Here is a 22377-nt window from a genome sequence, read left to right as displayed (position 1 = left end):
AAGTTGAGCTATTGTATGGCTTAATTCTTAACATAACATTAAGTCACTGAAAGAATCCGTATCATTTTTAAACCGGTCTTTTTGGAGAACTATCCTCATTAATTTCTTTGGTGGCCTCATCCGTAGCCTGAGATAAGTCTGCTATATAGTCTGGAGTTCTGGGGCCGCTAACCTCCCTTTGCTTTTCATTTTTTTCTGCAATCATGTCTTTAACAGTGTCTATTGTATTTTTAAAGTTGGTCCATGATTTGACTTCCACCTTATTGCCAAAAATAAATTCATAAACAGAACCCCAAAAGCTTTCACGGCGTTGTTGAGACGCTTCCCCCGTTTTTTTCATAATCTCAATAACACTGTTTATATTTTCTTCCCTTTCTTCTGAATTAGGGTTAGTCAATAGAATCTTACTCGATACACTCTCCAGATCCTGCTTTAAGTTGGAGTAAGTGTTAAATTTTTCTTCCCCTTTCCCATAACGTTTTATTTGCTTATCAATATGTTGACGCAGCGCAGTTAGAATCTCTACGGCACAATCGAGCTGATTTTTCTGTGCCGGCACATTCTCTTCGTCTAGAATCGCTCGTAAATTACTATGATATTCATCATAAGCTTGTGCTCTGTCCTTAACATCATCCCATCTACCCATAAAAATCTCCCATAGAGAACCCATCCATTGAATACTTAGTGCAAGCGCAGAATGGCCCTGGTCTATAAATTACTCCCAAAGTTCCAAGAAAAAATTCTTTATGAAACCAAGTTTGATGTCTTGTCACATGATTACTAGGTTTAAATTAATGTACATGAATATTTTTCTCCTTTATAAGAGGCATCCAGGTCATAAAAGATTCTTTCTTTGACTGTTTTTTTATTTAATTTATCTTCATTAGGTATGTTTGACAAAATGTCATTCCATTCTTCCCTGAATCTGTTTTCGCAGACTTCGACGGATTTCCATGGACCAAGTCCAGTAGTTAAAAACTCAAACAATACGGTGCTCTCATCAGAATCTTGCCTTCCAGGTTGCATGCCCAAAGCGTTATAATAAGCATGGCAAAGTTCATGAGCCAAACCAATTGCGATGGGGCGTTGGTGATTTTTTTACTTTCTGGGGAAGGATTCCAGCGAATAATTGAACCATTACCCACATTGGGTGTTGCCAATCGCTACTGATATTGTTCTAGCCATATTTTTTAATCATGGTGAGCCTTTTTTAATTATAGGCTATATCTTTGTTTAATTGAAAATCAATTCTGTTCAATTATTTTGTGAATGAACTCGCAATAGAGTTACTAATAAATTCCATACAAATAAAAATATGGGCCAACTGATACAAGGATCTCCAGTTAATCTAAAGCCTGATGTTTATATGGATATAGATCTAAGGAACTATTTCTCTTATTGAGAAAAGAGTCATGGAGAGATATTAATGAAAATAGGGTGCAATCAGATATAGTTGCGTTTTGAAGATGAAGTAATAAATCACTTTCAAGGCAGTTCAATTAGCTACAAAATTGTGGGGGGTAGTGAAAATTGTAGAAGGGTGTAGCGTTATGACAGATTAATATTTGTTTAAGATGCATTAGAGGATAACTGGAACTAATAACCAGAATACGTTTGATATGATGATTTTAAATGAGATTTCAGATGTTTGGGCAACCACCACGTAAGTCCTTGATTTACATGGTGGCCAGAGGCGGAATCGAACCACCGACACGAGGATTTTCAATCCTCTGCTCTACCGACTGAGCTATCTGGCCCCGAGGGTTGCTATTAGACTCCTAGAAGCGTTTTGAGTCAAGTGTTGAATGCAATTTTTTTTAAAAAAAACATTATTTTTTGCTTTGATGGGATTTGCCTTTTAAGTGCTAATGGATTCATTCGTTTAAATCATATGCTTTTTATACACTAATGGTTAATATTTGTCATAATTTCAGTTCTTAATCAATGCTTTATGTGTTTTACTTGTTCAAGTTGGATGATATGTTTTTATTTGTATTGTGTTTGTTCAGTTTTTTATCGTTTTTTTGAAAATTTTTTATTTTTTTTGATTTTTTTAAGTTTTAACTGAGTAGTCTAATTAGATTTCTTAAATCTCTTCTCGCCACATCCCGCGGGAACCATGAGCTCGTTAAGAACAAAATGGAGTGCAACTTTAGGGAATTTCTGGATCCCGCGGACAAACCGCGGGATATAGGAGTCTGAAAATTTAACAAATAATGAAGAATAAAACTGGTGATACCTCAGGGTATACGAGCTCATTTTATTTGATTTTTAATATTTATTTGTTTTTAAATTTATTCAGGAGTGTAACCTGCTGGTTTTTCGGAGCCTTCCCCAAAAAAATATTTTTGCATCTCTTCTTTTAAAAATTCACGTGCTTTCGCTTCCATTAAATTCAGACGGTATTCATTGATGATCATGGTTTGATGGGACAACCACATATTCCAAGCTTGTTTTGATACTTCATTATAAATTCGTTCTCCTAACGCGCCTGGGAAGGGTGCTTTTAATAAGCCTTCGGCTTCTTGTTTTAACTTACAACAATGTACTATTCTGCTCATGTTTTGCCTCTTATTTCCAACCTATAAACGTTATATAGTTTACGTGTTATTCGGCAATTGTGTAGTTAAATATTTATTTTAGTCTGAACGATGTTTTGCCTGTGCCAATAAAATATGCTGGGATAAAATTTGCTCCTGTTCATTGGTTAAACCGTTAAAAGATACTGCTGTTCGGTAATTATGTTCGTTTTGGTATTGACTATAGACTACAGTCCCTTCAACGATAATGGGTATCATTTTGGGTTTAGTATAGATCACCAATTTTAACAGGGTTCTCTCTTTAACGAGATCGGGTGTTTTAAATGCCATTCCACCTAGACTAATGTTAACCTTACGTAGCTGAATAGTATTTGTCATCAACATTTGTCGTGATAAATAATCTATTTTAGCATTGAGCAGGTTAAGGTAATGGGCTATGGTTGGCTCTTTAAGGGCAATGACTTGGGTCAATTCAGCCAACTCATAATCAATTTCTTGAAAATAATGTGCTGCCTCAAGATATCGTTGTCCATTTTTTCCTAAAAGTTGGTCCACAACTGCGCGATCAGGACACAGTTCCCCCGGTTCCATAATTCGGTAGTTAAAATAAATATGATCTTCTACCCGAAAATGTTGACGTCTCTCATGTATAGGCATAGTAGCTCCATTAACTGCATTTTAGTAAAAAAGTCTCCTTGACTTATCAATTACATGATATCTTTAATTGTTCTTCTTGTAACATATCCAATGATGAGTTCGGTGATGGTTTTGCTATCCACTCATCTTCTCTTCTCTCTTGCTTTGCTTCAGTAAAATCTATTGATTCAGCCTGATTCAATCCATTTTTATGCAAACTTGTTGTTAAAACTTGCATCCAAGGCATTAAAAATGCCTCTAATTGGGGTAGTACTTTTTTCGCAGAGCTTGAGAGCATTCGACTTTCATGTTGTGCTTGAGTGTAATTTGTCGCGGCTCCCACTCTGAGAATGCATTCGTCCAGAAAGTCGGTGAATTGTAAATTTGTTATTTTATTTTGTCTTACTGCTTCTAATACTACAGCATTAAATTCAGATACTCTATCCAGCCTCAATGCAGCAATAAATGCTTCATTGAGATTCATTGGGGTTTTTAAAGGAGGCATCATCTTTTGTAATTGTTGTTGCGCGTCAAAAAAGAATTTTTTAATGACATGCATACCAAAGCCTTTATCATAGGCCGCATCAATGAGTTCTTTGAGTTGTTTCTCTGTCTCAACAATGCATTTCAATTTTTCATCAGTGGAAATCGAAGAATTCATTTTTTCACGATAAGTTGTAATCGCGTTCATAACATAAGTTCTATTTCCGGCATTATAGGCTTCTTTGATTATCGCCAAATCAGCTGGATCTAAATAGTTTGTAGAAAGATCCAGGACTAGTTGATGCTCAGGATGAAGTAAGTCTTCTCTTAAGGCTGCCAAATGAGTTTTAGTTAGGGTTATTGTTTTAGCAGAGGTACTCGTAATCGATTCACCCCCACCACGGCGTTTAATAAAATCCAGCATGGCCGAAGAAACTTTGTCACTAAAAGTCAGTTGGATTAAGTTATCCCCGAACTCTTCTATTTTCTTAATTTTATTCTGCTGTCTATAAGTCCATGGATATTTAAAAGGGCGGCTATCGTCACTAAATAATATGGGGTTATGCAGTAGTTTTTCAAAAATTAAGGCTTGTCTTATATCAAGAAAACTTATATTCCCTGTTGTTTGTGGCAGCACCTCGTCGATAGACTTAAGACGCTCCGTTATTCGAGTTCGTAGTAGCTCTGCATCTTTTTCAAGAATGATCAAGTCGCTTAAATATGTAGTTAATTGGCTTTGTTTTTCAATACTTAGTTGCTTTTTAAATTGTCGTTTAATTCGGACTTGTTGCTTGTGATGCTGCCATGCGATATGAGTTATGTATTGAATCATTTTATCGCCTATTGCGCGTAATTGCATGATGCTATGAAATTTGGAACACATGGACGAGTCTTCAATGATGGTGCGATTGCGTCCCAAACCATGGCGAGTATGTCTTTTAAGAAATTCCCCAGGTATCAGACATAATCGTGAATCAAGAATAAATTTGTGGGTATCCATAAGGGACTGGTCAAAAATAAAAAGTGATTTCGCATTTCTTAATGCCTTGTTTTGACAGTTGCCGCCTATTGTATCGGTATCGCTACATAGATAAAGCAAACCAAGGACATCGCCAAAATCATTAATAAAACAATCAGCTTGAATCCCTTCACCTAAGGCTTTAATGGTTGAGTAATGAGTATAGGTTTTCCCTGCTAACCATGAGTAAAATGTTTTCCCTAAAGAAAATTCACTAAGCAAACGAATCTCTTCAAAAGGAATAAATAATGCAGGATGTCCATTATGGCAAATTGTAGTCGCGTCGGTTGTATCTAATTTCAGTAGTCGAGAAATATTGAGTGCCATTGCTTCATGTTGTATTTCTTTAATATCGCCACGTTTGGGTAATTTTATAATGGCTTGCGTACTGAGCTTATATTGCTCTCGTCCAGTATGATAGTTCTCAATGCTGAGATCATCCAAATTACTACATAGACGCCCCAATTGTTTTTTTACTCTTTCCAGACTGATTAAGGAGATTTTTTCTGTGACGCCCCCTACGTTTTCTTGTAAGGTGCAATAGCAAAGGTCTGGTCCATTGTCTTGGGGAATATTAATTCGCTTTAATTCGTTTATTTTATTAAGATCCAAGAGGATATTTAATTTTTTTTCTGCCTTTTCTCGTTCTGAATTATCATTAGCGAGCCGTGCTATCTCTTCTTCATAGCGCTGAATTAATGCTGAAATTTGTATTGAGTTGGATGCCTCAAAGGGTTTAGCTTCTGGAAAGGTTTGGGTCAGGGTATAAAGCTTTGCTCTGCTATTAACTATCAAATCATCCAACTCAACATCAATATCTTGAGGTATATTGGTTGGGCGGTCGTAGTAATTATCTTTCGGTAATTGAATAATTTCATGTGCATTTAAAGTATAACGTAAGCCTTCTTCTGCTTTTTTGAGATCAACGCTTTTTAATACAGGAGGGGATCCTCCTTTTTCAAAAGCAGCAGAATATTTAATGACACTACAAAAATCTCGCCATTGGTCCTGGTCTGCTTCAAGAGTTTGCAGGTTAAACAATCCATTATTATGAAGATCGATATGATCTAATAACTTATCCAGATCGGCATAAAGAGCCAGATCGGTGTCTTGCAGTTCTACTGCAACAGGATCTTCACTTTTTTCTTTTAAAAAACGTTTAATAATCCTGTTTTTTTGCTCCAACTCCATTGGTTATATCCTTATAAAACCAATTTGACCTATTTATAATATAGACAACTTTTTTATTTTTGGTCAAAAAGTACATTAGGGATTTTACGTATAATAATCAATACCAATACAGATGAAAACCACATAAAAATACAATCACTTAGCGTGCTTGATTTTTCTTATTAAGTTTAAAGGCTAAAAAATAAGTTCTGGAAGTGAGCGCTCTTCCTTGAGCTCTTCATTAGAAGCCAATACCTGGGGCTTCTGATTCAGTGGGTTTGGAATGTGATGGGGGCTGAAAAATCTCGTCAACCCGTGATATTATCTCTCCCCTGAAAAGAGTGGGGCCGACTTTACGAATAGACCTTCTTCTAACTCCCGGGTTATCTATGTCCTTATAGCCGTTTGCAAGCGCCGCAAAAAATCTATAGTTTTCTGCAAGAGTAACTGATGTTTTTCTTTGATGTCCTGGTTTCTCTTCAGTTTGAGAGGTGGTTTTTTGTGGCTCAGTGGAAGGAGGGGCATCAGCAGAGCTTTTCAAAGGAGAGGATCCTTCTTCTGATGTCTTAGTATTTTTTTCTTCAGTAACGTTCTTTACAACCATCGTATCAGATGGTAAGAACTCCTCAGATGACTCATCTTCCTTTTGTTTTTTTCGGGAGGAGGAAATAGTACCTGAATCCTTGGAAACTCCTGATGCTTGAGCAGCAAGCTCCTCTTCCGCACGGTTTGCCTCCTTGTTATTTAATGCTCTTATCTCATCAAAATGTACCTTAAAGTACTCTTTAAAGTTATCTGCTTCAGTGATGCCCAAACTATCAAGTTCTTCTGCAGGCAAGAATTCAAATTGATGAAAATGAGTTTGAAAGTTTTGATCATTATAATCAAGTGAAATCTTTATCTGGTCTGCGGTGGTTACTCTTGGAACTCTGAAAAAGCCCCATGAGAGAGTTTGGACCATTTGTCTCCACCAGCTCGCAGAGTTCCAATCATTTGTAAGAAGGGCTGCTTCAATTTCCTGAGAAATTCCAGAAAAATAGTTCTTCGAATATTTTTGATAACATTTAGTTGCTAACTTTTCCGCAATATAGTTTAGACGTGGTTCACTAGGAGTGCGTTCTGAAATGGCAGAAAAAATTACATTTGCTCGCGCCAAATAGTTTATACCTTTGAACTTATTGGAATTTAGGAGTTTTTTCACCTCTTTTAATTCACCATCAATGTCTAATGTTTCTGAAGATAATTGCAGTTCAATTTGTTGATAGAAAAAGTCAGTTTTATGGTTAAGAAAGGGGAGTAATCTATTGAACTGTTCTATTGTAAGCCGTTTCCCCTCATCAAAACGTGTTAGTTCATCAATAAGTATGGAAAAGTTGGTAATGGCACGATTGGGTTTGTGAAAATGTGCAAGTACATTACGGTGTTCTTTGCCAGACTTTGTGGGTAGTTCACCAAGTTGGGTCACGATCAGAAATTCTTTGAGCATTTTCCCCAGTTGATATGACATTAATTGCTTTATGTCGATGTGCGTTGTACGTGCTTTAGGCCTGTAATCCTCACATTTGTCATCGAGACAAGCAAGATACTGAGGTGGTGCATAACGCGGAGTACTACGTAGGTCGCTGGCAAGTGGTTGGGCGGAACGGACAAACGTTTTGCGATCACTGACCAGTAATTTGTTCTGGTGCACCAAAAAATTACTTAATTTAATATCGGGATGGTAAGCATTTGCTTTTTCGAGTTCAAGTAAAAAATTGTTAATTTGTTTAAAATAAAATTGTGCTGTTGCCGCGATTTTTTGTTGTGACTCACCCTTCAGTGTTTTTGCGACATTCACTAAACTTCCTTGCTCGGCAAATTGGCTTATTACTACAGGCTTGTATTCAATTTCTTTACTGTGTTCGCTTTCGAATTGCATCATAAATAGAGCAGCATCATTGACGAAATATTTTGCTACTGGAAAAGAATGAAGGTCTTGTTCAAAACTCAAATCATTTCGGTCTTCTACGCGAAAAACCAGGTACTTTTCCCAACGTTTCATTTTGAATTTATAATTATGATTATTGACTTGCTTTTCGCCGAGCGGTTCAGTCATATATTCGGAACTACTTAGATCAATTTCACCTTTAATGGCACTAATTTTCTCTTTAGCCAAGTGTAAAATTTGCTTATGTTCATCCAGTTCCTTTTTCAGAATGGCATTCTTCTCAGCCAATAGATTAAGACGATAACTTATGGCCAAAAATTCGTTTTTCACTTGTTCAAAAGGTTCGGTGCTTTTTAATAATGCGTCTCGCTTTTGCATTAACTGATAGATGTCTTCGCCTTCACTTGCTCTAAACTTAGACGCTGCGATTTGCTTCGCTACAGCGTTTGCAAATTGGAACCCTTTTAAAAGGAACGAACCATCAGGATTTATTCCATAGGCCTCCAGATGGGCTTGCCAACTATCCTTATCCCTTGCTGAAAGCCACTTAAACTCCCCCTCAGATATAGGGGTTGAATTGATGGCATAATTGATCTTTTGTAAGTAGTATAAACGCTGGACTACATCTTCGTCCGATATTTTATTAAATTCCTGTATCAGTCTTCTTAGCTTTCGGTGTTTCGCACTAATTGGTTCTATTTTTAATCCCATGGGTACTCCGACGTCAAAAATCAGAAAAATGGAGTTAATATTTATTTTCACTAGGGGATTTCATTTTTTCTGGCTAAGAAAAAAATTAGTGAGATTTTAAATATCAATCGCATCAGTAATTTTAAAAATTGGGTAAAATTACAACATAGTCCTATATATCTTTCAAGAAATACAATTGAACAGAAGAGGGATAATTGCAACATGCTGATTTTTCGAAATTTATATCTAAACCCATAAGGGCATTTTAGTTTATGAAGACCATTTTAGATGATTTAATTACTAAGAAAACTACTATCTTAAATAGTCTGTTTTATGATTTAATATTGATTATTTCCAGTATAAGAAAGGGTTATCATGACTTTTGTAGTAACAGAAAGTTGTATTAAGTGCAAGTACACTGATTGTGTTGAAGTATGTCCTGTGGATTGTTTTTATGAGGGACCGAACTTTTTAGTGATTCATCCCGATGAATGCATCGATTGTGCCTTGTGTGAACCTGAATGCCCGGTCAATGCGATTGTTTCTGAAGATGATTTAACTTCCGACCAACAGCAATTTAAAGAATTAAATGCTGAACTTGCTAAAACATGGCCTAATATTACTGCTAAAAAAGATGGACCGCCCGATGCCAAAGATTGGGAAGAGGTTAAGGATAAACTTCAATATTTACAAAAAGAGTGGTAGAAATCACGCCGCTTGCTGAATCGTGTCAGCGGTTTCTTAGTGAGAATGGTCGACTTTCCACTGCCATTCCTGGATTTGTGGCGCGAAAGCCACAGTCCGATTTGGCTGTAGCAATTGCTACGGCAATTGAAGAGAAATCAATTCTAATTGCTGAGGCGGGGACAGGAACCGGTAAGACCTTTGCCTACTTGCTCCCTTGTTTGTTAAGTGGAAAAAAAGCGCTGATTTCTACAGCAACCAAAACATTACAAGATCAACTCTATCAAAAAGATTTACCCACTTTAGTAAGAGCTTTGGGTCTTTCTGCGCGGATCCAAAATCTCAAAGGACGCTCGAATTATATATGTCAATACCGCGTTGAGTTACATTCCGAGGAAGGGCAATTTCAAAGCCCACAATGTGCCCATGAAGTTGCGCATGTACGCAGCAAATTATCGCAAATGAAAAACGGTGATCGATCGGAGTTACCTGAGTTAAGTGAAGATTCTCCGGTTTGGCCTTATGTGACGTCAACAGTAGATAATTGCTTGGGTGTTGAATGCCCCAATCATGATACATGTTTTTTACTCAAGGCTCGTAAACGTGCATTGGATGCTGATGTAGTTGTGATTAATCATCATCTTTTTTTTGCTGATTCACGCTTGAAGGAAGAGGGCTTTGGGGAGTTATTGCCTGGAGTGGATGTAATTATTTTTGATGAGGCGCATCAGCTTGCTGAAATAGCCACTCATTTTAATGGCGAGCGAATTGGCACACGCCAATTTCGTGATTTATTGGATGATCTTATTAAAGAATGGCCTGTTGTAGATCTCGCAAATCAACCTTTAAAAGCATTAAGCCATAAAGCAGATAAGTTAATGGATGAGTTATTGAGTAATTTGCCCGGAATGGATGACCGAATCAGCTGGGAAGAAATAAAATATAACAAATCCTTTATGAGTGTTTGGAATGAGTGGTTGGCATTAAAAGACGAAGTGATGGAATGCTTCAGTGACCTCTCACTTGCAGAAATTCCTGGTCTTGCGCGTTGTAAAGAGCGATTGATGGAGTTAACGCGGGTCTTATTATTTTTTACTCAAGAAAGTAATAATAGAATACGTTGGCTCGAGCGTTTTAAACATACTTTAGTTTTTCATGTTACTCCCTATGATGTGGCTGAACCATTTAGCGATTTACTCAAACGCCAAGAGTGTACTTATGTATTTACTTCAGCAACTTTAACTATAGCTGACTCTTTTGATTGCTTTTGTAAACCTTTAGGCTTGGTTGACGCTAAGACTCTATTATTACCGAGTCCTTTTGATTTTCGACAACAGGCGGTGCTGTATTTGCCCAGGGGATTACCTGATCCTAAGGATTTAACTTATTATGAATTATTAGTTTCTCGGGCGATTCCTCTAATTGAAGCTTTGGGTGGTCGCTGCTTTTTTCTATTTACCAGTCATAAAGCGTTAAAACAAGTTGCTCAAATGATGGGCAATATCTTAAACTACCCCTTATTGATTCAAGGTACCGAGGCAAAACCCATTTTACTGGAGCGTTTTAGGCAACTTGGCAATGCTGTTTTATTAGGTACAGCAACTTTTTGGGAAGGAGTGGATGTTAAAGGAGAAGCTCTTTCGTGTGTTATTATTGATAAATTACCTTTTTCTAGTCCAGCGGATCCGGTGGTTCGCGGGAGAATGGCTTATTTAAAGGAAAAAGGTTTGTCGGGTTTTGATGAGTTATCTTTACCTGGAGCAGTAATTGCTTTAAAGCAAGGGGTAGGACGTTTAATTCGCGACAATACTGATAAAGGTGTTTTAATGATTGCGGATCCTCGTCTAACCAGTAGAGATTATGGTGGTCGTATCTTGGCCAGCTTGCCTCAATTACCGAAAACTCGTGATGAACAAAAAGTGCTTAACTTTATTAGAGAATTAGAGCTGGATTATGAAACTGCTAGCGATTGATACATCTACAGAAACAGCCAGTGTTGCTTTGTTTACTGGAGAAGAGTTACTTTGTGAGGAACAAAGTAATCAAAAAACACATGCGCAATTTATTTTACCGATGATCGATAGGTTGATGGGGAATGCAGGTTTACACATGAACCAGCTAGACGCCATAGTATTTGGTCGAGGCCCTGGTAGTTTTACCGGTTTACGCATCGCATGCAGTATTGCAAAAGGTCTGGCTTATGCGAATGACTTGCAATTGATTCCAGTGAGTAGTCTGGCTGCGATTGTTTGGTCAGTTCGTCAACAAAAGCAAACGAACAATGTAGCCGTATTGGCGGTTCTAGATGCCCGTATGCACGAGATGTACTGGGCTTATTTTGACGAGAATCAATGGAACGCTGAGGAGCATGTTAATTCAGTGCAAGAACTTCGCGTCCCCGAGAAGCACGCTGTAATTCTTGCAGGAGTTGGAATTGATGCATATTGGAATGATTTTACCCCAGAAATTAAATCACTAATAAGTGATAAAATAACGATTAATCCTTCTGCGGCAGCCATGATTCAGTTTGTTAAATGTTCTGGACTGAAACCTCTTTCAGCTGCTCAAGCGCAGCCTGTATATGTACGAAATAAAGTGACTTAAGCTCATAGGAGAATTTTGTGGATAAAAAATTATTGGAAATATTAGTGTGTCCTTTATGTAAGGGAAAATTATTGCTTAAGAAGCAAGAACTTATTTGTAAATTCGATCGCTTGGCCTTTCCTATTCACGACGATATTCCTGTGATGTTGGAGCATGAAGCTCGAGTTATTCCATTAGAAGAAAAGGATGAGTTGTAACAGAAGATTATCGCTTAATTTTATAGCATTGTAGCCCGGGTGCAGCATGGAGAACCCGGGCTATGCATATTTTATGATTTTGTAATATATCTTTTACGCCAGTACAGTAAAAATGCAGGAATCATCATGATCACGATGCCCACAGAAAAAACCAAGCGAAAATGTGAGGCACTACCAAAGTTCATAAATTCTACGGGCGGGATGAAGCCTACGATTAGAGTCATAGTACATCCAGATAAGCCCAAAATACAGGTTAAATAGTAACCGAATTTTTTCCCTGGTATCGCAAAAGGTCTTTCAATGTGGGCATATTTGCTTTTTAATTTCCATGCTGCAATAAACATCAGAACATACATCATGATGTAGAGTTCGGTACTTAAAGCAGTAAATAACCAATAGATGGCATTCACACTAGGAAATAGCAGGAAGCCACTACATAGGAGCGTTACTAGAATAGCCTGTGTAATTAATATTCGCGACGCCATGCCTCGTTTATTTAATTGACACATAAACTTTGGAAGGAAATTATGATTGGCTGCCATGAGTAGCCCTTTAGCAGGTGAAATTATCCAATTGATCATACTTCCTAAACTTCCTAATAGAAGTAAGGCTATAAGGATTGGTAAAAGCCATTCTAGATTATAAGCATGGAAAAAGTTAGTAAAGGCTTGGAGTACTCCATCAATAAGGCTAATTTTTTCTTTGGGTAGTACGAAGGCTATAGCTAAAGAACCAAAAATCATTGTGGTTAAGATAAGCAGCACAGAACAAAACATTGCTCGCGGAAAATTAGTTTGTGGCTTATGTACGTTACGAACATGCACTGCAGCGAGTTCCATACCCAAAAACGAAGTCATTATAGCAGTGAGTGATACCCAAGATTGGCTGTCTTTCCAGTGCGGTATTAAATGGGACAAACTCATATCAATTGCTATTGGATTCCCTTTAAGGACCCAAATCAGTGCTAGAACAATAATAAAGCCCATAGGCAATATCATTCCCAATATGGCGCAAAGACCTGCAAAGTGAGCCGAGGCCCTTAAGCCAGATAGGGCGATTAGAGTTAATGACCAAAAGATAACTAGGATTACTGTGATTAAATAGTATTTATTTTGGGCTAATTCAGGATTTATTAAATAGGCCAACACCCCTGCAATAAAGGATAAAATAGTGGGATACCAGACTAATGTATTGATCCATTGTAGCCAAATGGTAAAAAAGGCTAAATTTTCGCCGTAGGCATGTTTTACCCAACTATAAATTCCACCTTCTTCATCAGACCAGGTTGAGGATAACTCAGCTGCTACTAGCGCAACAGGAATTAAAAAAACAATTGCGGAAAAGATAAAGAAAAAAATTAATGAAGAACCGAATAGGGCGGTTCCCGGCAGATTTCTAATGCTGTCGATTGCACCCGTTATGAGTAAGACCAAAGCAAATACAGATATTTTTTCAGAAGACCAATTGTTCATTAATTAAAACGACTTATTAAAAATGGAAGGCATTATATAGGAAGTTGGTGAAGGACGTTACTGTTTATTTTATCATAAAGAGTTAACCTTTGTTACTTTTATGTAAAGTAACAAACTATGGAACTCTTTTATATCTTCGGATTACACTTTGTTCTTTTTTTTTTATTGTCACTGACAGGTTTTTGACAGTTGAAATTTAAGTGATATAAATAGCTAAAAACCTGTCAATAATATTTAAATTCAAAGCGTTATAGAGTTTTCTAAACTGGACACCGTCTCATGGGAATCATCTTTTTTAAGGTGTTTCGTACTATTAAAAAAGGATTTCCCTTTCTCTTTGGATTCAGATAAAAACTCGCGTTTAATTGTTTTTAAAAAATTATCGAACTCAAGAAAAATTTCTATTTTTAATTGATAATCGGATTCTTTGTGATCGCTGTTCTCTTTATAAAACTCTACGGCTTGGCCGCTGAGCTTCGTTATTTTTTGTTGTAAATCAGCTGTTGATTTGAAATGGTCGCGTAATTTCATAGCTTGTTCGGTAAATTCGATAAATTGCGCTTTATATGCTTCTATTTTCATGTTTAATCCTTTTTAGATTATGAAGAAGGTATCCTAACCTCATGAATAAAAAGCAAAAAACATGCCGTTTTCATCTCGATTTAAATAAAGCATTTGGATTAAATAGCATAGGTTATAGATTCTTTAAGATCACTAAAACCAAAATTAGGTATTGTTACTTTCTTTATTAAAACCACCTTTACATACTGGAGAGTTCAATACACTGTTACCTCTGCTTTTCCATTCATCGGGAGTAAATAAATGCATGCTTAAGGCGTGTAACCCAAGCTCAAATTCTTCTTTGAGCAATTGATTTAAAAGTCTATGTCGTGCAACTCGCGATAAATCGGTAAATTGTGAAGAAACAACAGTAAGTTTGAAATGAGTTTGGGCCCCCTCAGGAACATGATGATTCCCTGATTCATCTTCGACATTTAAATAAATTGGAACCAACTCTTGCTTTACTAATTGTTCAATACGATTTTTACGTGACATATTCAACTCTTTTTTAAATTAAACTTACAATAAAAAAGCCGCCATAAAGCGGCTTTTTAAATATGATACGATTAAACTCTGCAGTTTGCAGGGACGTATCGATCATTGGCGGCATTATTTACCCTGCAAGTCCATTCAATCGGACTTGTTGGTGGTGTTCCAGGAACAAGGGCTGCTCCATTCGCTGTTGGGGTTAAGGTAAGGACCACGTTTTGCGCCTGAGCTGTATAGGTGACTGTGATTACACCGGTAGCGGGAGTAACAATAATACTTTGCACATTAGCAGTCGGGTTTGCAAAATTCCAACCCAAGTCTAAGTTAGCCCCAGTCGATGCATTTTCAGAAACAGTAGTTTTTGCTGAAGAGGCAATACTTAACCCTTCGGTAACTCGTGCTCTGACGACGTAATCCTGGTACGCAGGTATAGCAATTGCTGCAAGAATACCTACGATTGCCACCACTATCATTAATTCAATTAAAGTAAAGCCTTTTTCTTTCATTATCTGCTCCTAATGATTGGTACAACGATAAATATGCAAATAAAATGCCATTTATCAATAGCTTACAACCCAAATAGGCCAAATACAACCTGCCATGGCTAGAAAAGGAAGTCCTCTTTACTTGCCTCTATACTAATTGTAGCAGATGTGTAGTGGGTTGCTTGATATATATAACTAAGACTATTTTTAATAATTTGTTTCTCTGTGGTCTGGTGATGCGTAGTTCAACTCTCGGGTTTTAAATTAAAAGTAAATTCCCCACTCCCAGTAATGGGAGAGGGCTAGGGGGGCTAATGTCCCTCATGCGCCCTGAACGGGCACCTTCTCCCCTTGGGAGAGAAGGGAGTTTGTTGAACTTAAAAATAGGGATTTTGAGTGCGATTATTTCAGAATCTTGGGGACTAATTGATTCTTTAATCGGACGTAATCAGGTAGTCCATTTATGTACTCCGGGTATGCCTCTCCTTGTATCAGCGGTGACAAATATCTTCTACATGCATCGGTAATACTCATTCCATCGGCCCCTATATATTCAGCAGGCATCGCTTTTTCCTGATTGGCAACATTAGCCAAGGGAACATGGCCGATGGACCATTGGTAGGGTTCATCTTGCTCACGGATAATAATGGGCATAATGGCGTTATGCCCTTTGATGGCATACTCTACTGCAGCTTTGCCAAGAGCATAAGCTTGTTCAAGATCCATTTTTGAAGCGATATGACGAGCAGCACGTTGTAAGTAATCTGCAACTGCCCAGTGGTATTTATAATTCAGTTCGGTTTTGATGAGCTGAGCAATGACCGGTGCCACACCACCTAACTGAGCGTGACCAAACGCATCACGTAGCCCTGCATCGCTTAAGAATTTACCTTCTGTATTACGAATGCCTTCTGAAACGACCACCACACAATAGCCATAGGTCTTGACACATTCATCAACCTTATTCAGAAATTTTGCCTGGTGGAAAGGAACTTCAGGCAATAAAATAATGTGGGGAGGCTCATCAGGTTGTTGACTTGCCAATCCGCTTGCTGCTGCAATCCAGCCTGCATGACGGCCCATTACTTCAAGAATAAAAACCTTGGTTGATGAGGCTGCCATTGAAGCAACATCAAAACCCGCCTCCCTGGTGGAGACAGCTACATATTTAGCTACCGAGCCGAATCCTGGACAAGTATCTGTGTAGGGAAGATCATTATCAACAGTTTTGGGTATTCCAATGCAGGTGAGTGGGTATCCCATTTTGGTTCCTAACTGCGATATCTTATGAGCGGTATCTTGTGAGTCACCACCACCATTATAGAAAAAATAACCTATATTATGCGCTTTAAACACCTCAATCAGACGCTCATATTCTGCACCTTCATCTTTGAGTTTGTAGCGACATGAACCGAAGGCTCCAGAAGGAGTTTGCAATAATTTGGCAATGTCTGCGTCACTTTCAAGCGAGGTATCAATAAGTTCTTCATGTAACGCACCAATAATTCCATTTTTAGCTGCATACACTTTGCCAATCTGTTGCGGATATAACCGAGCGGTTTGTAACACACCACATGCAGATGCATTTATTACGGCGGTTACACCACCTGATTGAGCATATATCGCATTTTTTATAGTCATTCTTTCTCCTGGTTAAAGGTCATTCTCATCTCCATCACCCTCGTGTGGCGTTACAAAATAGGGACTGAGACATTTTAAATTCTTATTTTTTGATTTTCGTATTCACTGATTACTGCATCAATGCTTTGAATTAATTCTGCAAAAGGAGTCGCTAATTCTTCGATTGAAGCAGCATGTGTAGCTAATTTTTCCACATGCACTACTTTTTTCTGTAATGTTGGCACGCCGGAAAAGCAACAGGCTCCATGAAGCTTATGTGCCGCCTCTCCTAATTTTTTAATATTTTTGTCATGCATTAATTGAATGAATTCTTCACGGTTCTTATGTAACTCTTCGACAAAGCGGGCAAGAAACTCTTCAGCCAGCGCATGATTTCCTGATACTTTTTGTACGCACAATTGCCAATCGATCGCAGCATGTTTTGCTTTATCGGCAATACGGATGATTTGAGTGAGTAATTGTTTTTCATCTATAGGCTTTTGCAAGCAAAAATCGACGCCTGATTTTTTTAAATCAATACTATTCACATCACTTCCATTTGCACTAATTAAAACGATGGGTGTATGTCGATTAAGTTGTGATTTTTGGCGAATGAGTCGAGATGCTTCCAGCCCATTTATTTTAGGCATTTGTAGATCAAGTAAAATAAGGTCGTACTTTTTGTCATTACAAGCGGATACAGCCATCTCGCCGTCGTCAACTCCAGTCATGTTTGCATGAGTGCCTAATAAAGAGTTAAGAAGCATCTTGTTCACTGGATTGTCTTCGGCAATAAGCAAATTAAGCCGCATAAAACGCAGTTGTTCTCTTAGGCTATCCAATTCATGGTTTACTGGTTTTTCAACATTTTCCATGCTGGTAAGTGATTCAATCACGTCTTGAAGTTTTTGAATACTAATGGGCTTATATAAAAATCCCTGAGCACCAAGAGCGGTATAATCATTAATGAGCCATTTGGAAATCAATACATAGGGGAAATAATTATGTGTTGAAATGAGTTTGCAAATTTGTTGTTCATAGCCCTTGTTGATGTTGAGAAAAGCAATTTTACAGTCTTTGTTATTTTCCAAAGCTTTCGCAAGGCGGTTAAATGAGTTTACCGCGACACATTGTATTCCCCAATAACCTAGGCCATTGCATAGGGCTTCTAAGTGCAGTGAATTATCGTCAAAGCACAACATTTTAAAATGAGCGAAAGGGTGTATTTGATTTCTTTCTATTTCATAGGCAGCCAATTTTTCAACTTTGACCTGAGCAGTAAAGCTTGACCCTTTATTGAGTTCACTTGTAAAAGAAATACGGCCTTGCATTTCCTCACAAAGTTTTTTGCAAATGACCAAACCAAGACCGGATCCACCATAACGACGAGTAATGCTTGTATCTGCCTGGTTAAAGGCTGTAAAGAGTTTACTTTGATCTTCAGGAGAAATGCCCAGACCAGTATCGGTAATTGTGATACTTAAGGTGTAGTCTTTATCCGTTTCCTGTTCTACTTTTGTACGAACTAACACATAACCATGATCTGTAAACTTAACCGCATTTGTCACCAAATTGGTGATAAATTGCTTAATTCGGAAGGGATCACCTAAAATAATTTTGGGAACATTGACATCGGTTATGGGGATTAAATCAATTCCTTTTTTATGGGCATTTGGTGCGGCAAGCGTAAGCACTTCATCTATACAATGACGAATATTTAACGGAATGCAATCTAGGTGAAGTTTTCCAGCATCGATTTTGGAAAAATCGAGAATGTCGTTGATAATTCCTAATAAATCTTGAGCAGAGGCTTTGATCGTTTTTACATAATCCAATTGTAATGGATCCAGTTTGCTTTCCAATAAAACATTGGTGAAACCAATCACTCCATTCATAGGGGTACGGATTTCATGGCTCATATTGGCAATAAATTCAGATTTTTGTCGACTTTTTTCTTCTATTTTTTTCTTCTCAAGTGAGAGCTCGATATTTTTTTCTTCCAGGAGTTCGAGACTTTGTTGTAGATCTTCAGTGGCTACTTCAATATGTTGATTCAAATCCCGGATTGTTTCGAGGTATTTTTTTTGCAAATGAGAGCAGCCTTGCTCAATAATCCCTAATTCCCCTGGGCTTGTTGTTTTTATTTCTGTTTCAAATTCATTTCGCAAAATTTGCTTCATGCTTCGACGTAAACGGGAAATAGGTAAATAAATACGTTTGGAAAGAAAGTAATGAATTGTTAATCCCATAAGTAAACCAAACAAAGTAATGAAGATGGTGACTATGAGCATTTGATAGCGCTTTATTATCATCGAACGCGTATCAATATCGATAGATAACCACCCTAAAATATCATCCGCACGGGTTGCCATGGGGCTTAGAAGCTTCTTGAAGGGTGAATTTGAATAAAGATTGAATTTTGGAATGGTGACCGGTGCGATGAAATTAATCGTAAAAGGATTTATTTGCTTACTTTCAATGTAATCGCCCGTAAATTTAGGCGGATCAAACGGTTTATTCAAAGAATGTTTTCCACCCCGATAAGCAAGCAATTGCCCATCACTACTGTAGAAGGCTAGAGCGATTACTTCGGGATTGATAGTGGATGCATTAATTAGGCCCTGCAAAGTACGATCATCACGCCGGAGCATCGCGTATTGTGCTGCAGGTAGTAATTGACGGATGTATGCTTCTCCTAAGCGGGACATGTGTTGTTTTAAGTCATTACCAAACAGTCCATTATAAAAAATAGCGAGAAGTAGGGCGACTAGAAAGGCTGGAATCAGGGTGGTAATTCTCAGTTGATACTTAATACCAATGCTTTTCAAGATAACTCACCAAATAGTTCGGATAATACTTTTATTTTAGCCTGAGTAGAGCACAGTGTAACCTGAAATGATTTGTACAATATCTCAAGTGACTTGCTTCACCCAGGCTGCAAAGTCAGTTATTATAGCCCGATTATTTTATTCCTTACAATGTGGAACAGATTATGACAGTTAGAACCCGATTTGCACCAAGCCCCACTGGATTTTTACATGTAGGTGGAGTGAGAACTGCTTTATTTTCATGGCTTTATGCAAAGCGTCATCAAGGTGAATTTATTTTGCGCATAGAGGACACCGACCAGGAGCGTTCTACCCAAGAATCAGTTCGAGCTATTCTGGATGGAATGGCTTGGCTGGGTATGGATTATTCTGAAGGTCCTTTTTATCAAACCGCACGTTATGAGCGATATAATCAAGTTGCGCAACAATTTTTGGATGAAGGAAAGGCTTATCGTTGTGAATGCAGCAAAGAACGTTTAGAAGCGTTGCGGACCGAACAATTAGCTGCTAAGGAAAAACCCCGTTATGATGGTCATTGCCGCGATAAAAACTTGCCTTTATCGGATAAGCCTTTTGTAATACGTTTTAAAAACCCCGAACAAGGAACCGTATCGTTTCACGATGAGGTATATGGAGAAATCCATGTAGCAAATAGCGAGTTGGATGATTTGATTTTGGTGCGTTCTGATGGTCACCCAACCTATAACTTTGCTGTGGTTATTGATGATGCGGATATGAACATTACTCATGTAATTCGCGGGGATGATCACATTAATAACACACCACGACAAATTAATCTGTTTCACGCATTGAATGCATCTATTCCCGTCTTTGCTCATTTACCCATGATTTTAGGGGAAGATGGTAAACGTTTGTCTAAAAGACACGGTGCCGTCAGCGTATTGCAATTTAAAGAGTTAGGTGTTTTACCTCATGCGTTATTAAATTATTTAGTGCGTTTGGGCTGGTCTTATGGAGATCAGGAAATTTTTAGTATTAATGAAATGATAGAGCGCTTTGATTTAAAAAATGTAAGTCGAGGTGTTTCAAGTTTTAACTATGAGAAGTTGTATTGGTTAAATCAACATTATCAAAAAAATGATCCTGTTGAGGAGGTTGCTGAGTCGTTACGTTGGCATTTTGAACAGGCGGGTATTGATTTATCCAATGGACCTAAGTTAACTGATTTGGTTTCCATTCAAGCTGAACGGTGTAAAACTTTGACTGAAATGTGTCAAATGAGTTTATATTTTTTTACTGATTCGATTGAGTATGATGAAGCTGCGGTTAAAAAACATTTACGTCCAGTGATTCTGGAGCCCTTGACGGCCCTTTATGAACATTTACAAAAGGTAAGCTCTTGGGAAAAAGATCATTTGCAAGAATGTATTAATGATGTGAGCGCACAATTTGATATCAATATGGGAAAGATCGCACAACCTTTGCGGGTAGCCGTAACAGGGTCGAGTATGTCTCCATCAATTGATATGACATTAACTTTATTAGGCAAAGATAGGGTATTAACCCGCCTTAAAAATGCTTTAGAACAGTTAAAAATTAGAGCTCAAGCAAATAGCTAATATTTATCTCATGAACTGCAGGTTGATTTAGAGTAACAACCTGCAGATGTGAGCTCATGTCCTATCTATGGGATAAAAAATTTTATGTAACAAGGATGGTATCTTATGAAATTAAAATCAAAATTCCTGGGGTTAGCGTTAATTACTTCTTTGATTTCCCCAATATGCGCTGCGGCTTCAGAGACTTCTTCTAATATTACAAATCAATTGCAGAAAGTAATTGATGATTATTATACGAAGTATAGTAAAAAGGAAAAATTCACTGCTATTGCGGCTTCAGTCTTGATTCCTCAGAATCAAACCAATTACAAAAAAGAAATTAAAACTGTAGTGCATGGTACCATGGGATATCCTCCTTTATCCCAAGCTATTACTCCAAGCAATTTATTTGATATTGGTAGTATTACTAAATCTTTTACCGCATTAATTATACTGCAACTGCAAACCGAAGATAAATTGTCCTTAAACGATCCATTGGGTAAATGGTTGCCGCAATATCCCAATTGGAAAAATGTTACTTTAAGACAGTTATTAAATATGACCAGCAGGATTCCAAATTATTCTGCGGATGATGCCTTTTCTGAGAAAATGGAGGCTCATTTAGATGCTGTTTGGACGGATGAAGAGTTACTAAAGTTTGCTCATCCTGAAAAACCACTCGAAAAGAAAAAGGGTAATCTTTATGAGTACTCGAATTCTAATTATATTTTGGCTGCCTTAGTTATAGAAAAAGTTACCAATGATACGTTTGCCAATCAATTAAAATTGCGAATCATTAATTCTCAAAATGGGTTACATGATATGTTTTATCTTGCAGGTCCTGAGGGTCAATCTCTAGGAAAATCGATTGAGGATCGTAGGGTTCATGGATACTTTTATGATGAACAAAACAACAAATTAATAGATACCTTAAGCAATGACTTATCCTGGGCAGGGGCTGCTGGTGCTATTGTTGGTACTACAGAAGATGTCGTACGTTGGGTCCAACAACTTTATCATGGCACATTAATTAAGCCAATTTTTAGAGAACGAATTTTAGCTGAGTTAGAGTCCGTTGTATCGATGAAAACTGGAAAAACTATTCCTACAGTGACGGAAGAAGATCCTTACGGATTTGGATTGGGAGTAGGAGCGCTTTACGATAAGGAACTGAAGCAACGCTTTTGGGTGTATAAAGGTAGTACATTAGGGTTTCGTGTCATGTATTTTTGGCAACCTTGTAATAATGTGACTACCGTGGTGGCTTTAAATGGTAAGGGAGGCGAAGGAAATACTCAGTCTAAACTGGGTGATGAAATTATTAAAGCAAACCAAAATTTATATAAAGTAATTTTGAAAAATTATCCTGAATTACAGTGTCTGTCTTGAATCCTGTTCTTTGCCTCTCTTCTTC

The 22377-nt window shown here is 37.6% G+C and carries 18 protein-coding genes and 1 tRNA gene; 6 read left to right on the top strand and 13 right to left on the bottom strand.

Annotation, left to right across the window (positions count from 1 at the left end):
• Window positions 1-67: 67 nt before the first annotated feature.
• The 7 genes from ACWTEW_RS07560 to legK7 all read right to left on the bottom strand — a co-directional run bounded on the left by ACWTEW_RS07560 (window position 68) and on the right by legK7 (window position 8536).
• The gene (locus ACWTEW_RS07560; protein WP_454781086.1) at window positions 68-646 is read right to left on the bottom strand and encodes a hypothetical protein; all 579 of its coding nucleotides are present in this window, start codon (window positions 644-646) and stop codon (window positions 68-70) included.
• 140 nt (window positions 647-786) lie between these two features.
• Window positions 787-1068 (bottom strand): hypothetical protein, encoded by a 282-nt coding sequence (locus ACWTEW_RS07555; RefSeq protein WP_454781085.1) that lies wholly within the window; start codon window positions 1066-1068, stop codon window positions 787-789.
• Between the two features lie 613 nt (window positions 1069-1681).
• Window positions 1682-1757, bottom strand: a tRNA-Phe gene (locus tag ACWTEW_RS07550).
• 537 nt (window positions 1758-2294) lie between these two features.
• A complete protein-coding gene (locus ACWTEW_RS07545; RefSeq protein ID WP_454781084.1) occupies window positions 2295-2561 on the bottom strand; it encodes an oxidative damage protection protein in 267 nt (88 codons plus the stop codon).
• Window positions 2562-2639: 78 nt separating this feature from the next.
• The gene (locus ACWTEW_RS07540) at window positions 2640-3197 is read right to left on the bottom strand and encodes a PilZ domain-containing protein (RefSeq protein WP_454781083.1); all 558 of its coding nucleotides are present in this window, start codon (window positions 3195-3197) and stop codon (window positions 2640-2642) included.
• A gap of 46 nt (window positions 3198-3243) precedes the next feature.
• Window positions 3244-5868: a hypothetical protein gene (locus tag ACWTEW_RS07535; protein ID WP_454781082.1), complete on the bottom strand. Its 2625-nt coding sequence runs from the start codon at window positions 5866-5868 to the stop codon at window positions 3244-3246.
• Window positions 5869-6088: 220 nt separating this feature from the next.
• Entirely contained in the window at window positions 6089-8536 is a 2448-nt protein-coding gene (legK7, locus tag ACWTEW_RS07530) for a LegK7 family Dot/Icm T4SS effector kinase (RefSeq protein WP_454781081.1), read from the bottom strand.
• Between the two features lie 303 nt (window positions 8537-8839).
• On the opposite strand from legK7, the gene fdxA reads away from it, so the two are divergent.
• From fdxA to ACWTEW_RS07510, 4 genes are read left to right on the top strand one after another with little or no spacing between them, the layout of a single operon-like run.
• Complete coding sequence (gene fdxA / locus ACWTEW_RS07525; RefSeq protein WP_454781080.1) at window positions 8840-9169, top strand: ferredoxin FdxA; 330 nt, start codon at window positions 8840-8842, stop codon at window positions 9167-9169.
• Entirely contained in the window at window positions 9163-11121 is a 1959-nt protein-coding gene (gene yoaA, locus ACWTEW_RS07520; RefSeq protein WP_454781079.1) for a DNA repair helicase YoaA, read from the top strand. Before fdxA ends, yoaA begins: the two co-directional genes overlap by 7 nt.
• Window positions 11102-11752, top strand: coding sequence for a tRNA (adenosine(37)-N6)-threonylcarbamoyltransferase complex dimerization subunit type 1 TsaB (gene tsaB, locus ACWTEW_RS07515; RefSeq protein WP_454781078.1), 651 nt, complete (start codon window positions 11102-11104; stop codon window positions 11750-11752). Before yoaA ends, tsaB begins: the two co-directional genes overlap by 20 nt.
• Before the next feature lie 17 nt (window positions 11753-11769).
• The gene (locus ACWTEW_RS07510) at window positions 11770-11949 is read left to right on the top strand and encodes a Trm112 family protein (RefSeq protein ID WP_182390963.1); all 180 of its coding nucleotides are present in this window, start codon (window positions 11770-11772) and stop codon (window positions 11947-11949) included.
• Window positions 11950-12020: 71 nt separating this feature from the next.
• Here ACWTEW_RS07510 and ACWTEW_RS07505 read toward each other — a convergent pair whose 3' ends face one another.
• The 6 genes from ACWTEW_RS07505 to letS form a co-directional block, all read right to left on the bottom strand.
• Entirely contained in the window at window positions 12021-13421 is a 1401-nt protein-coding gene (locus ACWTEW_RS07505) for an APC family permease (protein WP_454781077.1), read from the bottom strand.
• A 240-nt stretch (window positions 13422-13661) separates the two neighbouring features.
• Window positions 13662-14003, bottom strand: coding sequence for a hypothetical protein (locus ACWTEW_RS07500; RefSeq protein WP_454781076.1), 342 nt, complete (start codon window positions 14001-14003; stop codon window positions 13662-13664).
• Window positions 14004-14147: 144 nt separating this feature from the next.
• On the bottom strand, window positions 14148-14477 hold the full coding sequence (locus ACWTEW_RS07495; RefSeq protein ID WP_454781075.1) for a BolA family protein: 330 nt from the start codon (window positions 14475-14477) through the stop codon (window positions 14148-14150).
• A gap of 71 nt (window positions 14478-14548) precedes the next feature.
• A complete protein-coding gene (locus ACWTEW_RS07490; RefSeq protein WP_454781074.1) occupies window positions 14549-14977 on the bottom strand; it encodes a pilin in 429 nt (142 codons plus the stop codon).
• A 381-nt stretch (window positions 14978-15358) separates the two neighbouring features.
• The gene (locus ACWTEW_RS07485; RefSeq protein ID WP_454781073.1) at window positions 15359-16597 is read right to left on the bottom strand and encodes a 6-phosphofructokinase; all 1239 of its coding nucleotides are present in this window, start codon (window positions 16595-16597) and stop codon (window positions 15359-15361) included.
• 74 nt (window positions 16598-16671) lie between these two features.
• Window positions 16672-19407 (bottom strand): two-component system sensor histidine kinase LetS, encoded by a 2736-nt coding sequence (gene letS, locus ACWTEW_RS07480; RefSeq protein ID WP_454781280.1) that lies wholly within the window; start codon window positions 19405-19407, stop codon window positions 16672-16674.
• A 161-nt stretch (window positions 19408-19568) separates the two neighbouring features.
• Between letS and gltX the strand changes: the two genes are divergently transcribed.
• Together gltX and ACWTEW_RS07470 are read left to right on the top strand one after the other, a co-directional pair.
• Complete coding sequence (gene gltX, locus ACWTEW_RS07475) at window positions 19569-20984, top strand: glutamate--tRNA ligase (protein ID WP_454781072.1); 1416 nt, start codon at window positions 19569-19571, stop codon at window positions 20982-20984.
• A gap of 105 nt (window positions 20985-21089) precedes the next feature.
• Window positions 21090-22352, top strand: a complete 1263-nt coding sequence (locus ACWTEW_RS07470; protein WP_454781071.1) for a serine hydrolase domain-containing protein — start codon at window positions 21090-21092, stop codon at window positions 22350-22352.
• The last annotated feature ends 25 nt before the right edge of the window (window positions 22353-22377 follow it).

It is taken from the genome of Legionella stuttgartensis, from assembly GCF_977063405.2.
Note: the sequence above shows the minus strand (reverse complement) of the source record. Positions and strands in the feature narration are given on the sequence as shown.

What these genes read in the sequence shown, in the direction of transcription:
- ACWTEW_RS07535 (WP_454781082.1), bottom strand. Translation starts at nt 5,868, where the DNA reads ATGGAGTTGGAGCAAAAAAACAGGATTATTAAACGTTTTTTAAAAGAA.
- fdxA (WP_454781080.1), top strand. Translation starts at nt 8,840, where the DNA reads ATGACTTTTGTAGTAACAGAAAGTTGTATTAAGTGCAAGTACACTGAT.
- gltX (WP_454781072.1), top strand. Translation starts at nt 19,569, where the DNA reads ATGACAGTTAGAACCCGATTTGCACCAAGCCCCACTGGATTTTTACAT.
- ACWTEW_RS07560 (WP_454781086.1), bottom strand. Translation starts at nt 646, where the DNA reads ATGGGTAGATGGGATGATGTTAAGGACAGAGCACAAGCTTATGATGAA.
- ACWTEW_RS07540 (WP_454781083.1), bottom strand. Translation starts at nt 3,197, where the DNA reads ATGCCTATACATGAGAGACGTCAACATTTTCGGGTAGAAGATCATATT.
- ACWTEW_RS07470 (WP_454781071.1), top strand. Translation starts at nt 21,090, where the DNA reads ATGAAATTAAAATCAAAATTCCTGGGGTTAGCGTTAATTACTTCTTTG.
- ACWTEW_RS07490 (WP_454781074.1), bottom strand. Translation starts at nt 14,977, where the DNA reads ATGAAAGAAAAAGGCTTTACTTTAATTGAATTAATGATAGTGGTGGCA.
- ACWTEW_RS07500 (WP_454781076.1), bottom strand. Translation starts at nt 14,003, where the DNA reads ATGAAAATAGAAGCATATAAAGCGCAATTTATCGAATTTACCGAACAA.
- ACWTEW_RS07485 (WP_454781073.1), bottom strand. Translation starts at nt 16,597, where the DNA reads ATGACTATAAAAAATGCGATATATGCTCAATCAGGTGGTGTAACCGCC.
- ACWTEW_RS07505 (WP_454781077.1), bottom strand. Translation starts at nt 13,421, where the DNA reads ATGAACAATTGGTCTTCTGAAAAAATATCTGTATTTGCTTTGGTCTTA.
- tsaB (WP_454781078.1), top strand. Translation starts at nt 11,102, where the DNA reads ATGAAACTGCTAGCGATTGATACATCTACAGAAACAGCCAGTGTTGCT.
- ACWTEW_RS07545 (WP_454781084.1), bottom strand. Translation starts at nt 2,561, where the DNA reads ATGAGCAGAATAGTACATTGTTGTAAGTTAAAACAAGAAGCCGAAGGC.
- ACWTEW_RS07495 (WP_454781075.1), bottom strand. Translation starts at nt 14,477, where the DNA reads ATGTCACGTAAAAATCGTATTGAACAATTAGTAAAGCAAGAGTTGGTT.